The sequence below is a fragment of the Pseudomonas sp. RA_105y_Pfl2_P56 genome (assembly GCF_963970845.1).
Classification (GTDB): domain Bacteria; phylum Pseudomonadota; class Gammaproteobacteria; order Pseudomonadales; family Pseudomonadaceae; genus Aquipseudomonas; species Aquipseudomonas baetica_A.
The window spans coordinates 39515-60482 of record NZ_CAXAPL010000011.1; the positions used below are offsets into that span (position 1 = coordinate 39515).

The following is a 20968-nucleotide window of genomic DNA, read 5'->3' on the forward strand; positions in this document are numbered from 1 at the left end:
TTCGCCGAAAAGGTACGCGCCATGAATCACTCGAGTTTCAAATTCCGCACAAGTGAGGTGTTCGCATGAGCATTGCGCAAATCAGCCTGCCCAAAGGCGTCGGTCCACACGCCGAAAAACTCTTCGACGCGATCACTCAGGCCAGCAACGCTGAAGCGTTGAACCGTGCCGGTGGTAAGGCTGAAGGTTTTGTTCTTGGCCTGGAAAGCACCAAGGCGATCAAAAGCCAAATCGCCGAATCGCTGTATGTTGCCTATGACGATGCTGCCAGTCAGCGAGCGACTGAACTGGCTTAACTGCCGAAAGTCAGGGTACCGAGCATCAGTGTGGTGTAAGCCGCAGTGGCCGCCAGTTGCACCAGCCATAGCGCCAGGCCACCGAGGAATACGCCGGCTGCGACTTGCAGTACCAGGTTATTGCCGCGTTTGGCCGGCTGGCGTGGAATGAAGTCATCCAGATCGTCACGGTCAGCGCGCAGGTTGTCGTTTTTCATGTGGGTTCTCTTCAGAAAACTCGGATATACACAAAACTTAATTGTGTGCAGTCTAGAGGGTATCGGGATTATTCCGGGGCAATAAAAAACGGGAAGCCCTAAGGCTTCCCGTTTTTCATCACGCTGCGAAATCAGATGACCTGAACAATCGCATCCGTTACAGCCTTGATGTTGCTCTGGTTCAATGCCGCCACGCAGATGCGGCCAGTGTCCAGGGCGTAGATGCCAAACTCGTTGCGCAGGCGGTGAACCTGTTCGGTGGTCAGGCCGGAGTAGGAGAACATGCCGCGTTGGCGACCGACGAAGCTGAAGTCACGCTGTGGCGCTTTTTGCGCCAGCAGGTCGACCATTTGCTCACGCATGCCGCGAATGCGCAGACGCATTTCAGCCAGTTCGGCTTCCCACTGAGCGCGCAGCTGCGGGCTGTTCAGCACGGCAGCCACGATGCTTGCACCGTGAGTTGGCGGGTTGGAGTAGTTGGTGCGGATGACGCGCTTGACCTGCGACAGCACGCGCGCGCTTTCTTCTTTCGACTCGCTGATGATCGACAGGGCGCCAACGCGCTCGCCGTACAGGGAGAACGACTTGGAGAACGAGCTCGACACAAAGAACGTCAGACCGGATTCAGCGAACAGACGCACGGCAGCGGCGTCTTCGTCGATACCGTCACCGAAACCCTGGTAAGCCATGTCGAGGAACGGCACGTGACCTTTGGCTTTGACCACGTCCAGCACGTTGTTCCAGTCCGCCGGAGTCAGGTCGACACCGGTCGGGTTGTGGCAGCAAGCGTGCAGCACAACGATAGAGCCGTTCGGCAGGGCGTTGAGGTCTTCGAGCATGCCGGCACGGTTCACATCGTGGGTGGCAGCGTCGTAGTAACGGTAGTTTTGCACCGCAAAACCGGCGGTTTCGAACAGCGCGCGGTGGTTTTCCCAGCTTGGGTCACTGATCGCCACGACAGCGTTCGGCAGCAGTTGCTTGAGGAAGTCAGCACCGATTTTCAGTGCGCCAGTCCCGCCGACGGCTTGAGTGGTGATGATGCGACCGGCGCCGATCAGCGGCGAGTCGTTGCCAAACAGCAGCTTTTGCACGGCCTGGTCGTAGGCAGCGATGCCATCGATCGGCAGGTAACCGCGCGAAGCGTGTTGAGCTGCGCGAACGGTTTCAGCTTCGATCACGGCGCGCAGAAGTGGAATTCGCCCCTCTTCGTTGCAGTAAACACCAACGCCCAGGTTGACCTTGGTGGTTCGGGTATCGGCGTTGAATGCTTCGTTGAGGCCCAGGATTGGATCGCGGGGTGCCATTTCGACAGCAGAGAACAGGCTCATTATTACGGCGGCTCTGAATGGAGAGTGGAGGGACGTGTCGCGCTCCAGCCGAATGCACTAGAGCGGTGCACAAACGGGGAGCTAGTATAGAGGCCATCACCGAGCAATGGCGACAGGCGAATTGGCTTTTGAGGTAAGTTTTTCCGATTATTTCTCGACCGTTAGTCTAATGGTCGTGTCAGAGTCTCTACCCGATGTAGGACGTTTGCCTTGAAAGGTGAGGCAATCGCCACCACATTGAGCAAAATCCAGGTTTTTTCTTGCGCGACATCGGTCGTTTGCGCTCGTCCCCGTGGTGCTCCGCTTTGTTCGGAATGCCGCGATCCCAGAGGTGTTTATGTCCGAATTCCAGCTAGTCACCCGCTTCGAGCCCGCCGGCGATCAGCCAGAAGCCATCCGCCAATTGGTGGAGGGCATCGAAGCCGGGCTGGCGCACCAGACGCTGCTCGGTGTGACCGGCTCGGGCAAGACCTTCAGCATCGCCAATGTCATCTCGCAGATACAGCGCCCGACGCTGGTGCTGGCGCCGAACAAAACCCTCGCAGCGCAGTTGTACGGTGAGTTCAAGGCGTTCTTCCCGAACAACGCCGTCGAATACTTCGTTTCGTACTACGACTACTACCAGCCCGAAGCCTATGTGCCGTCGTCCGATACCTTCATCGAGAAGGATGCGTCGATCAACGACCACATCGAGCAGATGCGGCTGTCCGCGACCAAAGCGCTGCTGGAGCGCAAGGACGCGATCATCGTCACCACGGTGTCGTGCATCTACGGTCTGGGCAGCCCGGAAACTTATTTGAAGATGGTGCTGCACGTCGATCGCGGCGACAAACTCGATCAGCGCGCGCTGCTACGGCGTCTGGCTGACCTGCAATACACTCGCAATGACATGGATTTTGCCCGCGCGACCTTCCGCGTGCGCGGCGACGTGATCGACATCTACCCGGCGGAATCGGATCTGGAAGCGATCCGCATCGAACTGTTCGACGACGAGGTCGAGAGCATTTGCGCGTTCGACCCGCTGACCGGCGAAGTCATCCGCAAGATGCCGCGCTTCACCTTCTACCCGAAGAGCCACTATGTAACGCCGCGCGAGACTTTGCTCGACGCCATCGAGCACATCAAAGTTGAGTTGCAGGAGCGTCTGGAATACCTGCGCAGTAACAACAAATTGGTGGAGGCTCAGCGTCTGGAGCAGCGTACCCGTTTCGATTTGGAGATGATCCTCGAGTTGGGCTACTGCAATGGCATCGAAAACTATTCGCGCTATTTGTCCGGGCGTCCGGCGGGTGCGGCGCCGCCGACCCTCTACGATTACTTGCCGGCCGATGCCTTGCTGGTGATCGATGAATCACACGTCAGCGTGCCGCAGGTCGGCGCGATGTATAAGGGCGACCGTTCGCGTAAAGAGACCCTGGTGGAATACGGTTTCCGTTTGCCATCAGCGCTGGACAACCGACCAATGCGTTTCGACGAGTGGGAAGGGGTCAGTCCGCAGACGATTTTCGTCTCGGCCACGCCGGGTAACTACGAAGCCGAACATGCGGGGCGGGTAGTGGAGCAAGTGGTGCGTCCGACCGGGTTGGTCGACCCGCAAGTGGAGGTGCGCCCGGCACTTACTCAGGTCGATGATCTACTCTCGGAAATCACCAAGCGCGTGGCGGTCGAGGAGCGGGTGCTGGTGACCACGCTGACCAAGCGCATGGCCGAAGACCTTACTGATTACCTCGCCGACCACGGCGTGCGCGTGCGCTATCTGCACTCGGATATCGACACGGTCGAACGGGTCGAGATCATCCGCGATCTGCGTCTCGGCACTTTTGATGTGCTGGTCGGGATCAACCTGCTGCGTGAAGGCCTGGACATGCCGGAAGTGTCGCTGGTGGCGATTCTTGATGCCGACAAGGAAGGCTTCCTGCGTTCCGAGCGCTCGCTGATCCAGACCATCGGCCGCGCCGCGCGTAACCTCAATGGCCGGGCGATTCTCTATGCCGATCGCATGACCGGTTCGATGGAGCGGGCGATTGGCGAAACCGAGCGACGTCGCGACAAGCAAATCGCGTTCAACCTGGAAAACGGTATCACCCCGAAAGGTGTGTTCAAGGATGTTGCTGACATCATGGAAGGCGCCACCGTGCCGGGCTCACGCAGCAAGAAGCGCAAGGGCATGGCCAAGGCCGCCGAGGAGAACGCCAAGTACGAAGCCCAATTGCGTTCACCAAGCGAGATCACCAAACGTATTCGTGCGCTGGAAGAGAAGATGTATCAGTTGGCGCGGGATCTGGAGTTTGAAGCGGCGGCGCAGATGCGTGATGAGATTGCCAAACTGCGCGAGCGGCTTTTGGCTGTTTGATGGGTGGTTTTAGGGCCCCTTCGCGAGCAAGCCCGCTCCCACACTGGATCTGTGTTGTTCACATAAGTCCTGTGGGCTTGCTCGCGAAGGGGGGGGGGGCTACAGACACCCCGACAATCAGTGAGCCTCCCCAGCCTTTAGGCCTTGCGGCAATTTTTTGGTCAGTAAAATCGCCAGCATACTGATCCCCAGCGCAATCCCGACAAAATGAAACGCATCGTTATAGGCCATGATCGCTGCCTGTTGATGGACAATCTCACTCAACTTGCCCAGCGCCGCCGTATCACTGCCAAACCGATCCGCCATCGATGCCAGCCGCTCGGCAACTTGCGGATTGGTCGGCACCACCGCTTCGCGCAAGTAATCGAAGTAGGTCTTGGTTCGCGCATCCAATAGCGTCGCGAGCAAGGCAATGCCGATGGCGCCGCCGAGGTTGCGCAGAATGTTGAACAGGCTCGACGCAGAACCGGCATCCTGCGGCAGGATATAAGCCGTGGCGATCAGCGAAATGGTCACCATGATCAGCGGCTGGCCCAGCGCCCGAATGATCTGGATTTGATTGAACTGCGGCCCGGCAAAGTCCGGGTTGAGCACTCCCGAAGAAAAACTCGCCAGGCCGAACAGTCCGAAACCCAACGTGCACAGCCACTTCGGCGAGACAAACTTCATCAGCTTCGGCACCAGCGGAATCAGAAACAACTGTGGCACGCCCATCCACATGATCACTTCGCCGATCTGCAGGGCGTTGTAATTCTGGATCTGCGCCAGATACAAGGGCAGCAGATAGATCGAGCCATACAGTCCGACACCCATGCCAAGGCTGGAAATGCTCGACAGGCCAAAGTTGCGGTTGCGCAGGATGCCCAGGTTGATTAGCGGATTGGGTTTGGAAATCTGCACGATGACGAAGGTGATCAGACTCAGCAGCGCGATGCTGCCCAGGGTCACGATCAGGTTTGATTCGAGCCAGTCCTTGCGATGGCCTTCTTCAAGAAATACCTGCAAGCAACCGAGGCCGACGCCCAGGGTGAGAATGCCGGTGTAGTCGGTGCTTTTCAGCAGTTCCCAGTGCGCTTCTTTCTTCTCCAGCCCGTACATCAGCCCGGCGATCATGATCAGCCCCGGCGGAATGTTGATGTAGAAGATGTATTCCCAACCCCAATTTTCCGTGAGCCAGCCGCCGAGCGTGGGGCCGATGGACGGTGCAAAAGTGGCGGTCATGGCGAACATGGCCATGCCTTTGGCGCGATGGTGTTCGGGAAGCTTTATCAGCGTCAGGGTGAAGGCCAGCGGGATCAGCGCGCCACCGGTGAAGCCTTGCATGGCGCGAAAAACGATCATGCTCTCCAGGCTCCAGGCCATCGAGCACAACAACGAAGACGCCAGAAAACCCAGCGACACCCACACCGCCAGGCGCCGCGCCGAGAGCAACTGCACCAGCCACGCGGTCAGCGGGATCATGATGATTTCCGCGACCAGATACGAGGTGGAAATCCACGAACCTTCTTCCAGTGTCGCCGACAGTGCGCCCTGAATATCCTTGAGCGAGGAGTTGGTGATCTGGATGTCGAGCACCGCCATAAAGGCGCCGAGCATCACGCTCATCACCGCGATCCAGTCCCGCCGGGTCGGTTCGCCGACCGGACGGATCAGTGAATCACCGGCCATTGTCCGGGGCGTCTTTGATGTTCACGGTAGCGGTGACGGACATGCCCGGACGGATCTTGCCGTGCAGCGGATTATCGGCCTTGAAGGTCAGTTTCACCGGGATCCGTTGCACGACTTTGGTGAAGTTGCCGGTGGCATTGTCCGGCGGCAGCAGGCTGAACTGCGCACCGGAAGCGGCGAACAGGCTGTCGACCCGCGCCTCGATCGGCGTGTCGCTGTAGGCGTCGAAGGTCAGCTCGGCTTTTTGTCCGGGCTGCATGTGGCCGATCTGAGTCTCCTTGAAGTTGGCCTGCACCCAGATGTCTTCGTCCGGGACGATCGACAGCAGATAAGCGCCGGCCTGCACAATCTGGCCGTTACGCGCCGCGCGCTGGCCGACCAGGCCACTGATCGGGGCATGAATGTCGCTGCGGGTCAGATTGAGTTCGGCCTGAGCGAGATCGGCGCGGGCGTTGGCGATCTGAGCGTCGAGGCGTTTGATTTCGGCGGTCAGTGCGTTGACTTGCTGGCGCTGGCTTTGTGCATCGGCCTGTGCCTTGGCCACTTGCGAGCGGGCGATGTGGGTGTCGGCGGAAAGGGTGGTCACACGCTCTTCGGAGACATAGCCGGGTTTGCGCAGGGTTTGCGCCCGGGACAGGTCGATCTGCGAGCGGCCCAGGGTTGCCTGGGAGGCTGCCACCTGTGCATCGCTCGAGGCGATCAGGCTGGCCTGCTGAGTCAGCTTGCTCTGGGCTTGCAGTCGCTCGGCTTCGCGGGTGGCGAGGGCGGCGTTGGCCCGATCCACGGCCAGGCGGAAGTCTTCTCTTTCGAGGCGCACCAGCAATTGGCCTTTTTCCACATGCTGGTTGTCCTGCACCAGCACTTGATCGATGCGCGCGCTCAACTGACTCGACACGCGGGTTATCTCGCCCTGGACATAGGCGTTATCGGTGCTTTCATAAAAGCGCCCCTTGAAAAACCAGTGGGCGAAGAAGCCCCCGGCGATCAATAGGACCAACAGCAGTAAAATCAGCAGGCGACGCTTGAGTTGGGCAGGCATGGGCAAACTGTAGTCGAGGAATTGTAAGGAAAGTTATCAGGAGGCGAATCTGGCACGAAGCCGATAAACGGTAAATGCCATCGGCTGATATTCGGCCATTCACCGCGGCTTACGAGCATTCCAGACGCAAACTTGGCTTAAATGCCCTGCCCGCTGGAGCGGGGCGGGTGTCGCCTGTTACCATTCGCGGCTTGATTGTTCTTTGCTTTTCATTCTTTTCGAGACATGCCATGACCACCGTCCGCACTCGCATCGCGCCATCGCCTACCGGGGACCCCCACGTAGGTACCGCTTACATCGCATTGTTCAACTACTGCTTTGCCAAGCAGCATGGCGGTGAGTTCATCCTGCGCATCGAAGACACCGACCAGTTGCGTTCGACCCGCGAGTCCGAACAGCAGATCTTCGACGCCCTGCGCTGGCTGGGTATCGACTGGAGCGAAGGCCCGGACGTCGGCGGTCCGCACGGTCCGTATCGCCAGAGCGAACGCGGCGACATCTACCAAAAATACTGCCAGCAACTGGTCGACATGGGGCATGCGTTCCCGTGCTTCTGTACCGCTGAAGAGCTGGATCAGATGCGCGCCGAGCAAATGGCTCGCGGCGAAACCCCACGCTACGACGGCCGCGCACTGCTGCTGTCCAAGGAAGAAGTCGCGGCCCGCCTGGCCGCTGGCGAACCCCACGTCATCCGCATGAAAGTGCCGAGCGAAGGCGTCTGCGTGGTGCCGGACATGCTGCGTGGCGACGTCGAGATCCCGTGGGATCGCATGGACATGCAAGTGCTGATGAAGACCGACGGCCTGCCGACGTACTTCCTTGCCAACGTAGTCGACGATCACCTGATGGGCATCACTCACGTATTGCGCGGCGAAGAGTGGCTGCCATCGGCGCCGAAACTGATTCTGCTGTACGAGTACTTCGGCTGGGAGCAACCGGAGTTGTGCTACATGCCGCTGCTGCGTAACCCGGACAAGAGCAAGCTGTCCAAGCGCAAGAATCCGACCTCGGTGACGTTCTACGAGCGCATGGGCTTCATGCCGGAAGCGATGCTCAACTACCTGGGCCGCATGGGCTGGTCGATGCCGGACGAGCGCGAGAAGTTCTCGCTGCAGGAAATGGTCGACAACTTCGACCTCAAGCGCGTGTCCCTCGGCGGACCGATCTTCGACATCGAGAAACTGTCGTGGCTCAACGGCCAGTGGTTGCGTGACCTGCCGGTGGAAGAGTTCGCCGCGCGCGTGCAGAAGTGGGCGTTCAACGCCGAATACATGATGAAGATCGCGCCGCACGTCCAGGGCCGTGTTGAAACCTTCAGTCAGGTTGCACCGCTGGGCGGGTTCTTCTTCGCCGGCGGCGTCAATCCGGATGCCAAGCTGTTCGAATCGAAAAAGCTCTCGGGCGATCAGGTTCGCCAATTGATGCAGTTGATCCTGTGGAAGCTCGAAAGCCTGCGACAGTGGGAGAAGGACAACATCACCGCGACGATTCAGGCGGTGGTCGAATCCCTTGAGCTGAAACTGCGTGACGCGATGCCGCTGATGTTCGCGGCCATCACCGGGCAAGCGAGTTCGGTGTCGGTGCTCGACGCGATGGAAATCCTCGGGCCGGACCTGACCCGTTTCCGTCTGCGTCAGGCGATTGACCTGCTGGGCGGCGTGTCTAAGAAAGAAAACAAAGAGTGGGAAAAGCTGTTGGGCGCTATCGCCTGATTGCGTTTGACGCTGCTGGAGTCGCCGAAGGCCGGGATCGTTTGATGCCGGCCTTCGGCGTTTTCCCCAGATATACGGGGTGAGGGCGGTAAGTGGTTGTTATGTCGGCAAAAAACTTTGAAATATTTTAAAAATAAGTTTGACAGCCCTCCGATGCGCCATTAAGATTCGCCCCGTCCTCAGCGATGACATCAACGATGAGGGGCTATAGCTCAGCTGGGAGAGCGCTTGCATGGCATGCAAGAGGTCGACGGTTCGATCCCGTCTAGCTCCACCAATTTACACTTCGAAGCCTGGCCACACCGGCTCCGAAGCGATCAACACTCAGCGTTGATCAGTTGTATAGAAGGGTTTGCGTCCCCTTCGTCTAGTGGCCTAGGACACCGCCCTTTCACGGCGGTAACAGGGGTTCGAGTCCCCTAGGGGACGCCAGTTTTACAGAAGCGATGTTGCAAAAGATCGCTCCGCCGCGAGGCGAAAAATCCGGGGCTATAGCTCAGCTGGGAGAGCGCCTGCATGGCATGCAGGAGGTCAGCGGTTCGATCCCGCTTAGCTCCACCAATTTTACAGCTCATGGTCTGGCCACACCGACCTTGAGTCGATCAGCTCTCAGCACTGATCAGTTGTATAGAAGGGTTTGTGTCCCCTTCGTCTAGTGGCCTAGGACACCGCCCTTTCACGGCGGTAACAGGGGTTCGAGTCCCCTAGGGGACGCCACGATTACCCGCTCTGCGGGATTTATAAGGGTCATTCAATTATTGAATGGCCCTTTTGTTTGTCTGGCGTTTGGCCAATTCTCCTTTTTCCTTACACTGTGCTTCAGACCAGCGGTCATATCCTCGACTTGCAGAATATTATTATGAGAATAATATTCTGGTCGTAATATTCGGAGGCAACGATGAACGATAAAAAAGCTCAGACCCGCGAACGCATCCTCAAGGCTGCCAGTGCCGCGCTGATCCAGCGCGGCCCGGCGGACCCAAGCGTAGGCGAAGTGATGGGCGCAGCCGGGCTGACCGTCGGCGGCTTCTATGCGCACTTCGAAAGCAAGGACGCGATGATGCTGGAGGCGTTCAAGCAATTGCTCGGTCGCCGCCGCGACTTGATTGCCGACATGGACACCGAGCTGACCGGTGAAGAACGTCGCGCACTGGTCGCTACGTTTTACCTGTCGCGCAAGCACCGCGACTCCAGCGATGCAGCCTGTCCGATCCCGGCCTCGATCGGTGAGCTGGGGCGTTTGCCGGAGTCGTTCCGCATCGCGCTCAACGAACACCTGGAATTGATGATTGCGCAGTTGGCGTCCAGCCCTGAGGACACCGACAAAGCCCTGGCCGACGTGGCCTTGATGGTGGGTGGGCTGGCACTCGCAAGAGCGCTCGGCCCGGGAGATTTATCCGATCGATTGCTGCGCGCCGCCAAGTCGGCGGTGCGTTGACCTGAAGGCAACACGCCTGAGGAGAGAGCGATGAACACGTTGAAGTGGGTTCGTGGCGTTAATGGCACCTTGGGCTGGATTGCACCGAAACGCGTGGCGAGCAAAATGCGCCTGGCGTTCATGACGCCGCGGTCGCTGCCCCTGCGGGATTGGGAGTTGCCGCTGCTGGCCAATTCCGAACGCATCACGTTGCGCTTCGGTCTGTCAGCCCTGCGCTGGGGCCAAGGCCCGACCGTTTTGCTGATGCATGGCTGGGAAGGGCGGCCAACCCAATTCGCCGCGCTGATCACCGCGCTGGTCGAAGCCGGTTACACGGTCGTCGCACTCGATGGCCCGGCTCACGGCAGATCGCCAGGGCGTGAAGCCAATGTCGTGCTGTTCGCTCGCGCCATGCTCGAAGCGGCTGCCGAACTGCCGCCACTGCAAGCCGTTATTGGCCACTCCATGGGTGGCGCCAGCGCGATGCTTGCCGTGCAACTGGGCTTGCGCACCGAAACCCTTGTCAGCATCGCTGCTCCCGCCCGAATCCTGGGTGTGCTGCGCGGGTTCGCCCGTTGTGTTGGTATGCCGCCCAGAGCGCGTTCGGCATTTATCCGCCAGGTCGAGCAGGATGTCGGTATGCGCGCCGCCACGCTGGATGTCGCCCATTATCAGTTGGATATGCCCGGTCTGATCGTGCATGCCGAAGATGACAATTTTGTCTCGGTCAAAGAGTCTCAATGGATCCACGAAGCCTGGTTTGACAGTCGTCTTCTGCGCCTCGAAAGCGGTGGTCATCAGCGCGTGCTGGCCGACCCTCGGGTGATTGATGGCGTGTTATCACTGTTGGCCGGCCGCAGCCTTCAGGCACGGCAATCGGCCTGAGCATCCGTTACACTGCCCCGGTTGAATCATCTGACCGGGAGTGGGGCATGGGCTGGGATCGAGCAACGCCGTTTACCATTGATCTGCAAGTAGGCGCCGAGGACATCGACGGGCTGGGCCACGCAAACAACGCGGTCTACGTGACCTGGCTCGAACGCTGCGCCTGGCGCCACTCGCAGCGTCTGGGGCTGGATCTGGTCGAGTATCGGCGGCTCGACCGGGCGATGGCGGTGGTGCGTCACGAGATCGATTATCTGGCAGCCGCCTATGAGGGCGACGAACTGCAATTGGCGACCTGGATTGTCGATTGGGATCAGCGCCTGAAAATGACCCGGCATTTCCAGCTGATCCGCCCGAGCGACAACACCACTCTGTTGCGCGCCCAAACCACGTTCGTCTGCATCGAACTGTCCACCGGCAAACCCAAGCGCATGCCGGCGGAGTTCATCGAGGGGTATGGCCCGGCGATCCAGTCGTCAGAGTTAGCGAAAATCTAAATGTGGGCTTGCTCGCGAAGGCGTCGTGTCAGCCAGCACGTTTATCGACTGACACACTGCCTTCGCGAGCAAGCCCGCTCCCACAAGGGATCTGCGGTTTTTCTCGTAATCCAGTAAACTGCCGCACGTTTTTCCTCTGAGTAGTGTTTTTTCCATGCAAATTGCTCTGGCGCCCATGGAGGGGTTGGTCGACGACATCCTTCGTGACGTGCTGACCCGCGTTGGCGGTATCGACTGGTGCGTGACCGAATTCATTCGGGTCAACGATCAGTTGCTCACCCCGGCCTATTTCCACAAGTTCGGCCCGGAGCTGCTCAACGGTGCGCGCACGGCGTCCGGAGTGCCTTTGCGCGTCCAGTTGTTGGGTTCCGACCCGGTGTGCCTGGCGGAGAACGCTGCACTGGCCTGCGAACTCGGCTCCGAAGTGATCGACCTCAACTTCGGTTGTCCGGCCAAGACTGTCAACAAATCCCGTGGTGGGGCGGTGCTGCTCAAGGAGCCTGAGCTGCTCAACCAGATCGTCGAGCACGTGCGTCGCGCCGTGCCTGCGCACATCCCTGTCACCGCAAAAATGCGTCTGGGCTTCGACAGCCCGGACGGCTCGCTGGTCTGCGCCACGGCGTTGGCTGAAGGCGGCGCCGAACACATCGTGGTTCACGCCCGAACCAAAATGGATGGCTACAAACCGCCGGCGCATTGGGAGTGGATTCCTCGCGTGCAGGACGTGGTCAAGGTGCCGGTATTCGCCAACGGCGATATCTGGAGCGTCGAAGACTGGCGCCGTTGCCGTGAAATCAGCGGCGTGGAAGACATCATGCTCGGTCGCGGCCTGGTTTCGCGCCCGGATCTGGCCAGGCAGATCGCCGCTGCACGTGCTGGTGAGGAAGTGGTCGAGATGACCTGGGCCGAGCTGATGCCATTGATTCAGGATTTCTGGCTGCAAGCCAAAGCGCAGATGACTGCGCGCCAATCCCCGGGCCGTCTGAAGCAATGGCTGGCCATGCTGACACGCAATTATCCCGAAGCCACTGAGCTGTTCACCGTCCTGCGCCGTGAGACGGAACCGGATCATGTCTCGCGCTTGCTGGGTCTGCCGGTCGCTGAAGTGGCCTGAAAAAAAACTGAAAATAATCTCTTGAAATCAAATCAGTGGTCCCTATCTAAGGGGTACGCGATGCCGAATTCGGGTCGCGCAGACATAAAACCTTGCTGATTGTTTTCAGGAGATTTGAACCATGAGCACTGCATTTTCCCTCGCACCGCTGTTCCGTTCCTCGGTAGGCTTCGACCGTTTCAACGACCTGTTCGAAACCGCCCTGCGCAACGAGCCAGGCAGCACCTATCCACCTTACAACGTGGAAAAACACGGTGATGACCAATACCGCATCGTCGTAGCGGCAGCCGGTTTCCAGGAAGAAGACCTGGAACTGCAAGTCGAGAAGGGTGTGCTGACCGTCAGCGGCGGCAAACGTGACGCCAACGAAGGCGTGACCTTTCTGCATCAGGGCATTGCCCAGCGTGCTTTCAAACTGTCCTTCCGCCTGGCCGATCACATCGAGATCAAGGCTGCTGATCTGAGTAACGGTCTGCTGAGCATCGACCTGCTGCGGGTGATTCCGGAAGAGGCGAAGGCCAAGCGCATCCCGATCAACGGGACGCAAAAGCCGGCTCTGCAGCACTGATTCACTTGCGCACACACATTGTCTGAACAGGCGCTGAGCCGTTGAACGAAGGCCCCGATACGTCGGGGCCTTTTTTGTGCGCATGCGTCCTGCTTGAGTGAGCCGAGTACCAGCGCCGACAACTCTTCCGGGCTGAACTGACGAACACCGAGCTGGACTTGTTTATCGCTGCCCATGAAACGTTTGAATGCTGCGGCGGTGCGATCAGGGTGCGTGGTCAGGCGCGCGCGGGCGGCGTTGCCCACCAGAATCGTGTCGTCTTCATCGAGGCTGACCACCGAGGGCGTCAGCACATCACCCAAGGCGTTGGGAATCAACCGGGCCTGACCGTCCTGCCAGACGGCGATCAAGCTGTTGGTGGTGCCAAGGTCGATGCCCAGCAGGGCCGGGCGGGGGAGGGTTGCATCCTGCATGACAGATCTCGAAACGGCGCAAAAACCGCGACCCTACAGGTTGCTGTCAGCACTGGCAATTGCCGTTCTGTTGCAAGCTGCGCGTCTGCGAACATCAGGACAGCAGCTTTTTCAGTTCTTCCAGCGGCAATGGTCGACTGTGTAAATAACCCTGATACAAGTGACAGCCCAGGCCTTGCAGAAAGGCCAATTGTTCCGGGGTTTCCACGCCTTCGGCAATCACTTCCAATTGCAGGCTGCGGGCCATGGCGACGATGGCGCGGATGATCTCGGCGTCGTTTGGGTCGGTGGTCGCATCGCGGATGAACGACTGGTCAATTTTCAGCGTATCCACCGGTAAACGCTTGAGGTAAGTCAGCGACGAGTAACCGGTGCCGAAATCGTCCATGGCGAAGCTCACGCCGAGTTTTTTCAAGCGGCGCATTTTGTTGATGGTGTCTTCCAGGTTCTGGATGACGATGCCTTCGGTGATTTCCAGTTTCAGCAGCGAGCAGGGCAGGCTGTGGCTGGTCATGCTGTGTTCAATGCGCTCGACGAAGTCGTTCTGCCGGAACTGCCGGGGGCTGATGTTGACGCACAGACTGAAGTTAAGCGGATCAACCAGTTTCAGGGCGATCAACGTTTTGAATGCCTCGCAGGCTTCGTCGAGGATCCACGTCCCGACTTCCAGAATCAGGCCGCTATCCTCCAGCACTTTGATGAACTCGGCGGGCGACTGTGCGCCGAGAGCCGGGTGATTCCAGCGTACCAGTGCTTCGGCGCCGATGATGCGGTTGTCCCGAGCGTCGATCTGCGGCTGAAAATGCACGTTGAATTCGCCGCGAGACAAGGCCAGGCGCAAGTCGGTCTCCATGCGCAGTCGTTCGCTGGCGGCTTTCTGCATGGTGTGGTGATACATCTGCGTGGTGTTGCGCCCGGAATCCTTGGCCCGGTACAGGGCAATGTCGGCGCGCTTGAGCAGGTCGGTCGGGGTCGAGCCGTGGTCCGGAATCAGCGCCACGCCAATGCTTGGCGTGACCTGCAAGCGCTGGCCGTCGAGAAACATGGGCTCCGATAGCAGTTCACGGAGCGTGTCGGCCAGTTCGCGCACTTGCGTGCTGACTTCATTGCGCGAGCCTTCCAAACCGCTGAGCAATACCACGAACTCATCGCCGCCCAGACGGGCGACCGTGTCTTCCATGCGTACGCTCGCTTCAAGGCGGGCGGTGATGATTTTCAGTACCGTGTCGCCGACCGGGTGGCCGAGCGAATCGTTGATGTGCTTGAAGTGATCCAGATCGAGAAACAGCAATGCGCCACGCAAATTATGGCGTTTGAGCAGGGCGATCTGCTGGCTCAGGCGATCCATCAGCAGGGCACGATTGGGCAGGTTGGTCAGCGGATCGTGGTAAGCCAGGTGGCGGATTTGTGCTTCAGCGTTTTTCAGCAGGCTGACGTCCCGAGCGGTGAGCAGCAGGCACGCTGTTTCATTCAGGGTGATCGGTTCGACCGAGACTTCTACCGTCAGCAATTCCCCGCGCTTGTTGCGCCCGAGCATTTCCTGATGATGTACGCGGCCCTTGATCTGTAATTCGGCAAGCAACGCCGAGCGCTGTTTTTCTTCGGCCCAGATGCCCACCTGATAGGCGGTTTTGCCCACGACTTCATCGGCGCGATAACCGGTGAGGCGACAGAAACCGTCGTTGACCTCCAGATAGCGCCCGGTATCGCGCTCGGTAATGGTGATCGCGTCGGGGCTGGAGTGAAATGCCTTGGCAAACTTCTCTTCGCTGGCTTTGAGCGCCGCTTCCGAACGTTGCTGCTGGGTGATGTCGCGCAGCGTGGTGACGATGCACGGTTGATTGCCAACGCTGATCTGGCGACTGGAAATCACGCAGGTCAGCGATTGGCCATCCTTGTGCTGGACGATGATCGCCACATTGCTCAGGCCTTGTTCGCGGATCACCCGTTCGATACGTTGCAGGCTTTTCGCCGAGGCATCCCACAGGCCGATCTCTTCGGCGGAGTGGCCAATGATATCAACGGCGCTCCAGCCGAATGTTTGGCTGAAGCTTGAATTGATCTCGATGAACTCGCCGCTGTCCTGGCGCGTAACGCAGATCGGATCGGGGCTGACCTGAAACAGCGTGGCGAATTTCTCTTCCGACGCGACCAGTCGTTGCTCGCGCTCGACCTGGTCGGTGATGTCCAGCAACGTGCCGGCCATGCGCAGCGGGGCGCCGTTTTCGTCGCGATAGAGGCGGGCGCGGCTTTCCAGGTAGCGTGAACTCCCGTCCGGGAGCTGTACGCGATAAGTCAGCTGATAATTGCCCGCCGGGCCTTCGCGCAGGCTGCGGTAGGCATCGCGCATGCTGTCGCGTTCTTCGCCGGGCACGCCTTCGAAAAACTCGTCGAACGATTCATGAAACGGTTTCGGCTCCAGGCCGTGCAATTGCGCGGCTCGTGCCGAGCCGTAGAGCATGCCGCTGGGGATGTGCCAGTCCCAGGTGCCGAGTTGTGCCGAGTCCAGCGCCAGGTCGAGGCGTTCCTGGCTGTCCTTCAGCGCGTGTTCGGCGGCTTTGCGTTCGGTGGTGTCCAGGAAGGTGCTCAGCAGATACGGCTGGCCTTCGAGTTCGACTTTCTGCGCGCTGAGAATGCCGTCATGAACCTGACCATTGCTGGCGCGAAACTGCACTTCCATGCTGATCAGTTCGCCCTTGGCCTTGGTTTTCTTCACCAGTTCGGCCCGTTCCTCCGGATGCACCCACAGGCCCAGTTCCAGCGTGGTGCGGCCAATCGCGCTCTGCACCGGCCAGCCGAACAGGCTTTCGAAATACTGGTTGGCTTCGCTGATCAGGCCGTCTTCCTGGCGGGTCAGTAAAACCATGTTCGGACACAGGTGAAACAGCGTGGCGAAACGTTTTTCCGAGCTGCTCAGGGCCTGTTCGCGTTGCCGCTGGTGGGTGATTTCGCGAATCACCCCGATCATTCGGGGGCGGCCGTTTTTGTCCGGGAGCAGACTTCCGCTGACCTCCAGCCAATGCAGGCTGCCATCGGGCCAGCGGATGCGGTGATGCATCGCCTGTTCCAGCGGCGCTCCGGCGATCACTGCGTGGAAGGCGCGAACGGTTTTTGCCCGGTCTTCCGGTGGCAACAGGTCAAGGTATTCGAGGTCTTCCGGCAGTGGCTTGCGCGGATCGAAACCGAACAACGCCTGAGTCCCCCGCGACCAGCTGATCTGCCCGCGTTCGATGTCCCAGTACCAGGCGCCGAGCCTTGCGCCATTGAGCGCGGCCAGTAATTGCGGCGCGCTCTCCCAGCTCTGCTCGGAGTAGCGCGGGTCAATGGCTTGAATGCGCGGCATCGGCGGAATTCGGTCAACAGACTTCGGCATCGTTAACAGGCCTTGAGCGGATGGTGGCGTTAGGCACAGGGACAGCGGCTCTATAGGAGTAGCACAAGTTAGCCCAGAGTCCCTGGCAGATCGATTTGTGCGTCCAATAAGGCCATAAATGCTCTTGCCGCATTCGATAGCGTCCGTTCGGTGTGCACGATATAGCCTAGCCGGCGGCTGAGTTGTATGCCCGGCAATGCGATGCTTGCCACCTGCTCATCGAGCATGGTGCGCGGCAAAACGCTCCAGGCAAGGCCGATGGAAACCATCATCTTGATGGTTTCCAGATAGTTGGTGCTCATGGCGATGTTCGGCGCCAACCCTTGGGCCTCGAATAAGCGCTGCACAATATGGTGTGTGAAGGTATTTCCGCCGGGGAATACGGCCGGATGACGGGCGATGTCCTCAAGAGTGACGGGGCCATTACTGATCAGCGAGTGTTCCGGAGCGACGACAAAATCCAGCGGATCGTCCCAGACAGGTGTGGCTTTGACCAACGAATGAGGCTCCGGCGCCAGGGTGATGACCGCCAGTTCTGCACGCCCATGGAGAATTTCCTCGTAGGCCACTTCCGAATCGAGGAACTGAATATCCAGCGCGACCTGTGGGTAGCGGCGGGTGAACTCTCTTAATAAGGGGGGCAGGCGGTGCAGGCCAATGTGGTGACTGGTGGCCAGGGTCAGGCGGCCGCTGACTTCGCCGGTCAGGTTGGTCAGGGCGCGGCGGGTGTCGTCCAGCACGTTGAGGATCTGATAAGCCCGTGGCAGCAGGGCGCGACCGGCCTCGGTCAGGCCGACTTCACGGCCCAGTCGATCGAACAGGCGCACCTTCAATTGCTGTTCCAGCCCGGCAATGCGTTTGCTGATGGCCGGTTGTGTCAGGTGCAGGCGTTCACCGGCGCCGGAGAAGCTGCCAGTCTCGGCAATCGCGATAAAAGCGTTGAGGTTGGCCAGATCCATTGGTTGTATTCCAGTTGGTTATCCAAAGCATAAAAAATATGAATTTGAGTTATTTAATGTAACCCCATAGGATCGGCCTCACAAGCCAAAGGGTTATTGATAAGCCCAAGGCATAGAAACAAGCTGATGAGGAACCGTCTGATGGCCGGCAAAACGCTCTACGACAAGCTCTGGGATTCGCATTTGGTCAAGCAGCGCGACGATGGCTCGGCGCTGATTTACATCGATCGTCACATCATTCACGAAGTGACCTCGCCGCAAGCCTTTGAAGGCCTGCGTCTGGCCGGGCGCAAGCCATGGCGTATCGATGCCAATATCGCCACCCCGGACCACAACGTACCGACGACTCCGGAGCGCAAGGGCGGCATCGAAGCCATCGCCGACCAGGTCTCGCGTTTGCAGGTTCAGACCCTCGATGACAACTGTGATGAGTACGGCATCGTCGAGTTCAAGATGAATGACGTCCGCCAGGGCATCGTCCATGTGATCAGCCCGGAGCAGGGCGCGACCTTGCCGGGCATGACGGTTGTGTGCGGTGACTCGCACACCTCGACCCATGGCGCATTTGGCGCATTGGCTCACGGCATCGGCACTTCCGAGGTCGAGCATGTGCTCGCCACCCAGTGCCTGGTCGCCAAGAAAATGAAAAACATGCTGGTGCGCGTTGAAGGCCAATTGCCGTTCGGCGTGACCGCCAAGGACATCGTCCTTGCCGTGATCGGCAAGATCGGCACCGCCGGCGGTAACGGCCATGCCATCGAATTTGCCGGCAGCGCGATCCGCGACTTGTCCGTCGAAGGCCGCATGACCATCTGCAACATGTCCATCGAAGCCGGCGCCCGCGTGGGTCTGGTGGCAGCGGACCAGAAGACCGTTGATTACGTGAAGGGCCGTCCTTTTGCACCGAAAGGCGCCGAATGGGACATGGCCGTCGAGGCCTGGAAGGATCTGGTTTCCGACGTCGATGCCAGGTTCGACACTGTGGTTGAACTCGACGCTGCGCAGATCAAGCCGCAAGTCAGTTGGGGCACTTCGCCGGAAATGGTCCTGGCCGTTGATCAGAACGTCCCTGACCCGGCCAAAGAGATGGATCTGGTCAAGCGCGACTCGATCGTCCGCGCCTTGAAATACATGGGCTTGACCGCCAATCAGGCGATCACCGACATTCAACTGGATCGCGTGTTCATTGGTTCCTGCACCAACTCGCGGATCGAGGATTTGCGCGCTGCGGCAGTCATCGCCAAGGGCCGTAAAGTCGCTTCGACCATCAAGCAAGCGATTGTGGTGCCGGGCTCGGGTCTGGTGAAGGCGCAAGCTGAATCCGAAGGTCTGGACAAGATTTTCCTCGACGCCGGTTTTGAATGGCGTGAGCCGGGTTGCTCGATGTGCCTGGCAATGAACCCGGACCGATTGGAGTCCGGCGAACATTGCGCCTCGACGTCCAACCGTAACTTCGAGGGCCGTCAAGGCGCCGGTGGCCGTACCCACCTCGTCAGCCCGGCCATGGCCGCAGCGGCGGCGGTGAACGGTCGTTTCATCGACGTTCGTGAATTGATTTAAGGAGCGCAGCATGAAAGCTTTCACCCAGCACACAGGTCTTGTCGCGCCTTTGGATCGTGCCAACGTCGACACCGACCAGATCATTCCGAAGCAGTTCTTGAAATCGATCAAACGCACCGGTTTCGGCCCTAACCTGTTCGACGAGTGGCGTTACCTGGATGTGGGTCAACCGTATCAGGACAACTCCAAGCGCCCTCTGAACAAGGAATTCGTCCTCAACGCCGAGCGTTATCAAGGCGCCAGCGTGTTGCTGGCCCGCGAGAACTTCGGTTGCGGCTCCAGCCGTGAGCACGCGCCGTGGGCGCTGGAAGAATACGGTTTTCGCAGCATCATCGCGCCGAGTTACGCCGACATCTTCTTCAACAACAGCTTCAAGAACGGTTTGCTGCCGATCATCTTGAGTGACGCTGAAGTCGACGAACTGTTCAAACAGGTCGAGGCCGAGCCGGGTTATCAATTGCAGGTCGATCTGCACGCGCAAACCGTGACCCGTCCGGATGGAAAGGTTTACAACTTTGAAATCGATGCGTTCCGCAAGCACTGCCTGTTGAACGGTCTGGACGATATCGGTCTGACCTTGCAGGACGGCGATGCGATTGCGACGTTTGAGGCCAAGCATCGGGTCAGCCAGCCGTGGTTGTTTCGCGACGCGTGATTGATTCGAGATTGATGCAGTCAGGGCCAGCCTCTTCGGGAGCAAGCCCCCTCCCACAGGGTTGTTGTATAGGCCACAAATCCAGGGTGGGAGGGGGCTTGCTCCCGAAGGCGGCAGTCCAGGCAATACAAGGCTAAAACCAAAAGGAAGTCCCCATGACCAGCACTGCCCAGCACACTCAGGTCGTACAAAAGCAATTCGGTGAGCAGGCCGCCGCCTACCTGAGCAGCGCCGTTCACGCGCAAGGCACCGAATTTGCGCTGCTACAGGCTGAACTGGTCGGGCAGGGCGAAGCCCGAGTACTGGACTTGGGGTGTGGCGCCGGTCATGTGAGTTTTCACGTCGCACCGCGGGTCAAGGACGTGGTCGCTTACGATCTGTCGCAGCAAATGCTCGACGTGGTCGCAGCCGCTGCCGTTGATCGCGGCCTGAGTAACATTGCCACCGTCAACGGCGCCGCCGAGCGATTGCCGTTTGCCGATGGCGAGTTCGACTTTGTGTTCAGCCGTTATTCGGCGCATCACTGGAGCGATCTGGGTGTGGCTCTGCGCGAAGTGCGTCGGGTGCTCAAGCCCGGCGGCGTGGCGGCGTTCGTTGATGTGTTGTCGCCGGGTAGCCCGTTGTTCGACACTTACCTGCAAAGCGTCGAAGTGCTGCGCGACACCAGTCATGTGCGCGATTATTGCGCCGGCCAGTGGTTGCGGCATGTCAGCGAAGCCGGGCTGCATACCCGCAGCACCACGCGGCAGCGTTTGCGGCTGGAGTACAGCAGTTGGGTGGAGCGCATGCGTACACCCGAAGTGATGCGCGCGGCGATCCGTCAGTTGCAGCAGTCGATGGGTAACGAAGTGCGCGACTATTTCGAGATTGCGGCCGATGGTTCGTTCAGTACAGATGTCATCGTGCTGATGGCCGAGCGATAAGAATTTATCCG

Annotated in this window: 17 protein-coding genes, 4 tRNA genes and 1 pseudogene; 15 read left to right on the plus strand and 7 right to left on the minus strand. The window is 59.3% G+C overall.

Features of this window, described 5'->3' with window-relative positions; all coding sequences use genetic code 11:
* Window positions 1–65: 65 nt before the first annotated feature.
* On the plus strand, window positions 66–296 hold the full coding sequence (locus tag AACY11_RS09875; protein ID WP_339433441.1) for a hypothetical protein: 231 nt from the start codon (window positions 66–68) through the stop codon (window positions 294–296).
* Here AACY11_RS09875 and AACY11_RS09880 read toward each other — a convergent pair.
* Together AACY11_RS09880 and AACY11_RS09885 are read right to left on the minus strand one after the other, a co-directional pair.
* Entirely contained in the window at window positions 293–493 is a 201-nt protein-coding gene (locus tag AACY11_RS09880; RefSeq protein ID WP_339433440.1) for a hypothetical protein, read from the minus strand. The two genes, AACY11_RS09875 and AACY11_RS09880, sit on opposite strands and share 4 nt — an antisense overlap.
* Window positions 494–624: 131 nt before the next feature.
* The gene (locus tag AACY11_RS09885; protein ID WP_339494582.1) at window positions 625–1821 is read right to left on the minus strand and encodes an amino acid aminotransferase; all 1197 of its coding nucleotides are present in this window, start codon (window positions 1819–1821) and stop codon (window positions 625–627) included.
* A gap of 337 nt (window positions 1822–2158) precedes the next feature.
* Between AACY11_RS09885 and uvrB the strand changes: the two genes are divergently transcribed.
* Window positions 2159–4174, plus strand: coding sequence for an excinuclease ABC subunit UvrB (gene uvrB / locus AACY11_RS09890; protein WP_339433438.1), 2016 nt, complete (start codon window positions 2159–2161; stop codon window positions 4172–4174).
* A gap of 117 nt (window positions 4175–4291) precedes the next feature.
* On the opposite strand, the gene AACY11_RS09895 is transcribed toward uvrB, so the two are convergent.
* Together AACY11_RS09895 and AACY11_RS09900 are read right to left on the minus strand one after the other, a co-directional pair.
* Entirely contained in the window at window positions 4292–5782 is a 1491-nt protein-coding gene (locus AACY11_RS09895; RefSeq protein ID WP_339494656.1) for an MDR family MFS transporter, read from the minus strand.
* 49 nt (window positions 5783–5831) lie between these two features.
* Entirely contained in the window at window positions 5832–6881 is a 1050-nt protein-coding gene (locus AACY11_RS09900) for an HlyD family secretion protein (RefSeq protein ID WP_339433437.1), read from the minus strand.
* A 230-nt stretch (window positions 6882–7111) separates the two neighbouring features.
* On the opposite strand from AACY11_RS09900, the gene gltX reads away from it, so the two are divergent.
* The 10 genes from gltX to AACY11_RS09950 all read left to right on the plus strand — a co-directional run bounded on the left by gltX (window position 7112) and on the right by AACY11_RS09950 (window position 13074).
* Window positions 7112–8593 carry a glutamate--tRNA ligase gene (gene gltX / locus AACY11_RS09905; protein ID WP_339433436.1) on the plus strand — a complete coding sequence of 494 codons (1482 nt, stop codon included), beginning with the start codon at window positions 7112–7114 and terminating at the stop codon, window positions 8591–8593.
* Between the two features lie 201 nt (window positions 8594–8794).
* Window positions 8795–8870, plus strand: a tRNA-Ala gene (locus tag AACY11_RS09910).
* Window positions 8871–8949: 79 nt separating this feature from the next.
* Window positions 8950–9025, plus strand: a tRNA-Glu gene (locus AACY11_RS09915).
* Window positions 9026–9078: 53 nt separating this feature from the next.
* Window positions 9079–9154, plus strand: a tRNA-Ala gene (locus AACY11_RS09920).
* Window positions 9155–9234: 80 nt separating this feature from the next.
* Window positions 9235–9310, plus strand: a tRNA-Glu gene (locus AACY11_RS09925).
* A 181-nt stretch (window positions 9311–9491) separates the two neighbouring features.
* A complete protein-coding gene (locus AACY11_RS09930; RefSeq protein ID WP_339433435.1) occupies window positions 9492–10031 on the plus strand; it encodes a TetR/AcrR family transcriptional regulator in 540 nt (179 codons plus the stop codon).
* Window positions 10032–10061: 30 nt separating this feature from the next.
* Window positions 10062–10895 (plus strand): alpha/beta fold hydrolase, encoded by an 834-nt coding sequence (locus tag AACY11_RS09935; protein ID WP_339494583.1) that lies wholly within the window; start codon window positions 10062–10064, stop codon window positions 10893–10895.
* Window positions 10896–10942: 47 nt separating this feature from the next.
* The gene (locus AACY11_RS09940) at window positions 10943–11392 is read left to right on the plus strand and encodes an acyl-CoA thioesterase (RefSeq protein WP_339433433.1); all 450 of its coding nucleotides are present in this window, start codon (window positions 10943–10945) and stop codon (window positions 11390–11392) included.
* A 154-nt stretch (window positions 11393–11546) separates the two neighbouring features.
* Window positions 11547–12506, plus strand: coding sequence for a tRNA dihydrouridine synthase (locus AACY11_RS09945; RefSeq protein WP_339433432.1), 960 nt, complete (start codon window positions 11547–11549; stop codon window positions 12504–12506).
* 121 nt (window positions 12507–12627) lie between these two features.
* Window positions 12628–13074, plus strand: coding sequence for an Hsp20 family protein (locus AACY11_RS09950; RefSeq protein WP_339433431.1), 447 nt, complete (start codon window positions 12628–12630; stop codon window positions 13072–13074).
* 86 nt (window positions 13075–13160) lie between these two features.
* On the opposite strand, the pseudogene AACY11_RS09955 reads toward AACY11_RS09950, so the two are convergent.
* The 3 genes and pseudogenes from AACY11_RS09955 to AACY11_RS09965 form a co-directional block, all read right to left on the minus strand.
* Window positions 13161–13487: pseudogene (locus AACY11_RS09955) on the minus strand (Hsp70 family protein); the annotation flags it as partial.
* 94 nt (window positions 13488–13581) lie between these two features.
* A complete protein-coding gene (locus tag AACY11_RS09960; RefSeq protein WP_339494585.1) occupies window positions 13582–16860 on the minus strand; it encodes a PAS domain S-box protein in 3279 nt (1092 codons plus the stop codon).
* A 68-nt stretch (window positions 16861–16928) separates the two neighbouring features.
* Window positions 16929–17819 (minus strand): LysR family transcriptional regulator, encoded by an 891-nt coding sequence (locus AACY11_RS09965; RefSeq protein ID WP_339494586.1) that lies wholly within the window; start codon window positions 17817–17819, stop codon window positions 16929–16931.
* Window positions 17820–17960: 141 nt separating this feature from the next.
* On the opposite strand from AACY11_RS09965, the gene leuC reads away from it, so the two are divergent.
* From leuC to AACY11_RS09980, 3 genes are all read left to right on the plus strand, one after another.
* Window positions 17961–19379: a 3-isopropylmalate dehydratase large subunit gene (leuC, locus tag AACY11_RS09970; RefSeq protein ID WP_339465531.1), complete on the plus strand. Its 1419-nt coding sequence runs from the start codon at window positions 17961–17963 to the stop codon at window positions 19377–19379.
* Between the two features lie 10 nt (window positions 19380–19389).
* The gene (gene leuD, locus AACY11_RS09975; RefSeq protein ID WP_339433427.1) at window positions 19390–20034 is read left to right on the plus strand and encodes a 3-isopropylmalate dehydratase small subunit; all 645 of its coding nucleotides are present in this window, start codon (window positions 19390–19392) and stop codon (window positions 20032–20034) included.
* Window positions 20035–20189: 155 nt separating this feature from the next.
* On the plus strand, window positions 20190–20957 hold the full coding sequence (locus AACY11_RS09980) for a class I SAM-dependent methyltransferase (RefSeq protein WP_339465528.1): 768 nt from the start codon (window positions 20190–20192) through the stop codon (window positions 20955–20957).
* Window positions 20958–20968 lie beyond the last annotated feature (11 nt).

Excerpts from the sequence above, each read along its gene's own strand:
- AACY11_RS09875 (WP_339433441.1), top strand. The coding sequence starts at position 66 with ATGAGCATTGCGCAAATCAGCCTGCCCAAAGGCGTCGGTCCACACGCC.
- AACY11_RS09930 (WP_339433435.1), top strand. The coding sequence starts at position 9,492 with ATGAACGATAAAAAAGCTCAGACCCGCGAACGCATCCTCAAGGCTGCC.
- AACY11_RS09880 (WP_339433440.1), bottom strand. The coding sequence starts at position 493 with ATGAAAAACGACAACCTGCGCGCTGACCGTGACGATCTGGATGACTTC.
- AACY11_RS09965 (WP_339494586.1), bottom strand. The coding sequence starts at position 17,819 with ATGGATCTGGCCAACCTCAACGCTTTTATCGCGATTGCCGAGACTGGC.
- leuC (WP_339465531.1), top strand. The coding sequence starts at position 17,961 with ATGGCCGGCAAAACGCTCTACGACAAGCTCTGGGATTCGCATTTGGTC.
- AACY11_RS09945 (WP_339433432.1), top strand. The coding sequence starts at position 11,547 with ATGCAAATTGCTCTGGCGCCCATGGAGGGGTTGGTCGACGACATCCTT.
- AACY11_RS09960 (WP_339494585.1), bottom strand. The coding sequence starts at position 16,860 with ATGCCGAAGTCTGTTGACCGAATTCCGCCGATGCCGCGCATTCAAGCC.
- AACY11_RS09980 (WP_339465528.1), top strand. The coding sequence starts at position 20,190 with ATGACCAGCACTGCCCAGCACACTCAGGTCGTACAAAAGCAATTCGGT.
- leuD (WP_339433427.1), top strand. The coding sequence starts at position 19,390 with ATGAAAGCTTTCACCCAGCACACAGGTCTTGTCGCGCCTTTGGATCGT.
- AACY11_RS09935 (WP_339494583.1), top strand. The coding sequence starts at position 10,062 with ATGAACACGTTGAAGTGGGTTCGTGGCGTTAATGGCACCTTGGGCTGG.
- AACY11_RS09900 (WP_339433437.1), bottom strand. The coding sequence starts at position 6,881 with ATGCCTGCCCAACTCAAGCGTCGCCTGCTGATTTTACTGCTGTTGGTC.
- AACY11_RS09940 (WP_339433433.1), top strand. The coding sequence starts at position 10,943 with ATGGGCTGGGATCGAGCAACGCCGTTTACCATTGATCTGCAAGTAGGC.
- AACY11_RS09950 (WP_339433431.1), top strand. The coding sequence starts at position 12,628 with ATGAGCACTGCATTTTCCCTCGCACCGCTGTTCCGTTCCTCGGTAGGC.
- gltX (WP_339433436.1), top strand. The coding sequence starts at position 7,112 with ATGACCACCGTCCGCACTCGCATCGCGCCATCGCCTACCGGGGACCCC.
- uvrB (WP_339433438.1), top strand. The coding sequence starts at position 2,159 with ATGTCCGAATTCCAGCTAGTCACCCGCTTCGAGCCCGCCGGCGATCAG.
- AACY11_RS09885 (WP_339494582.1), bottom strand. The coding sequence starts at position 1,821 with ATGAGCCTGTTCTCTGCTGTCGAAATGGCACCCCGCGATCCAATCCTG.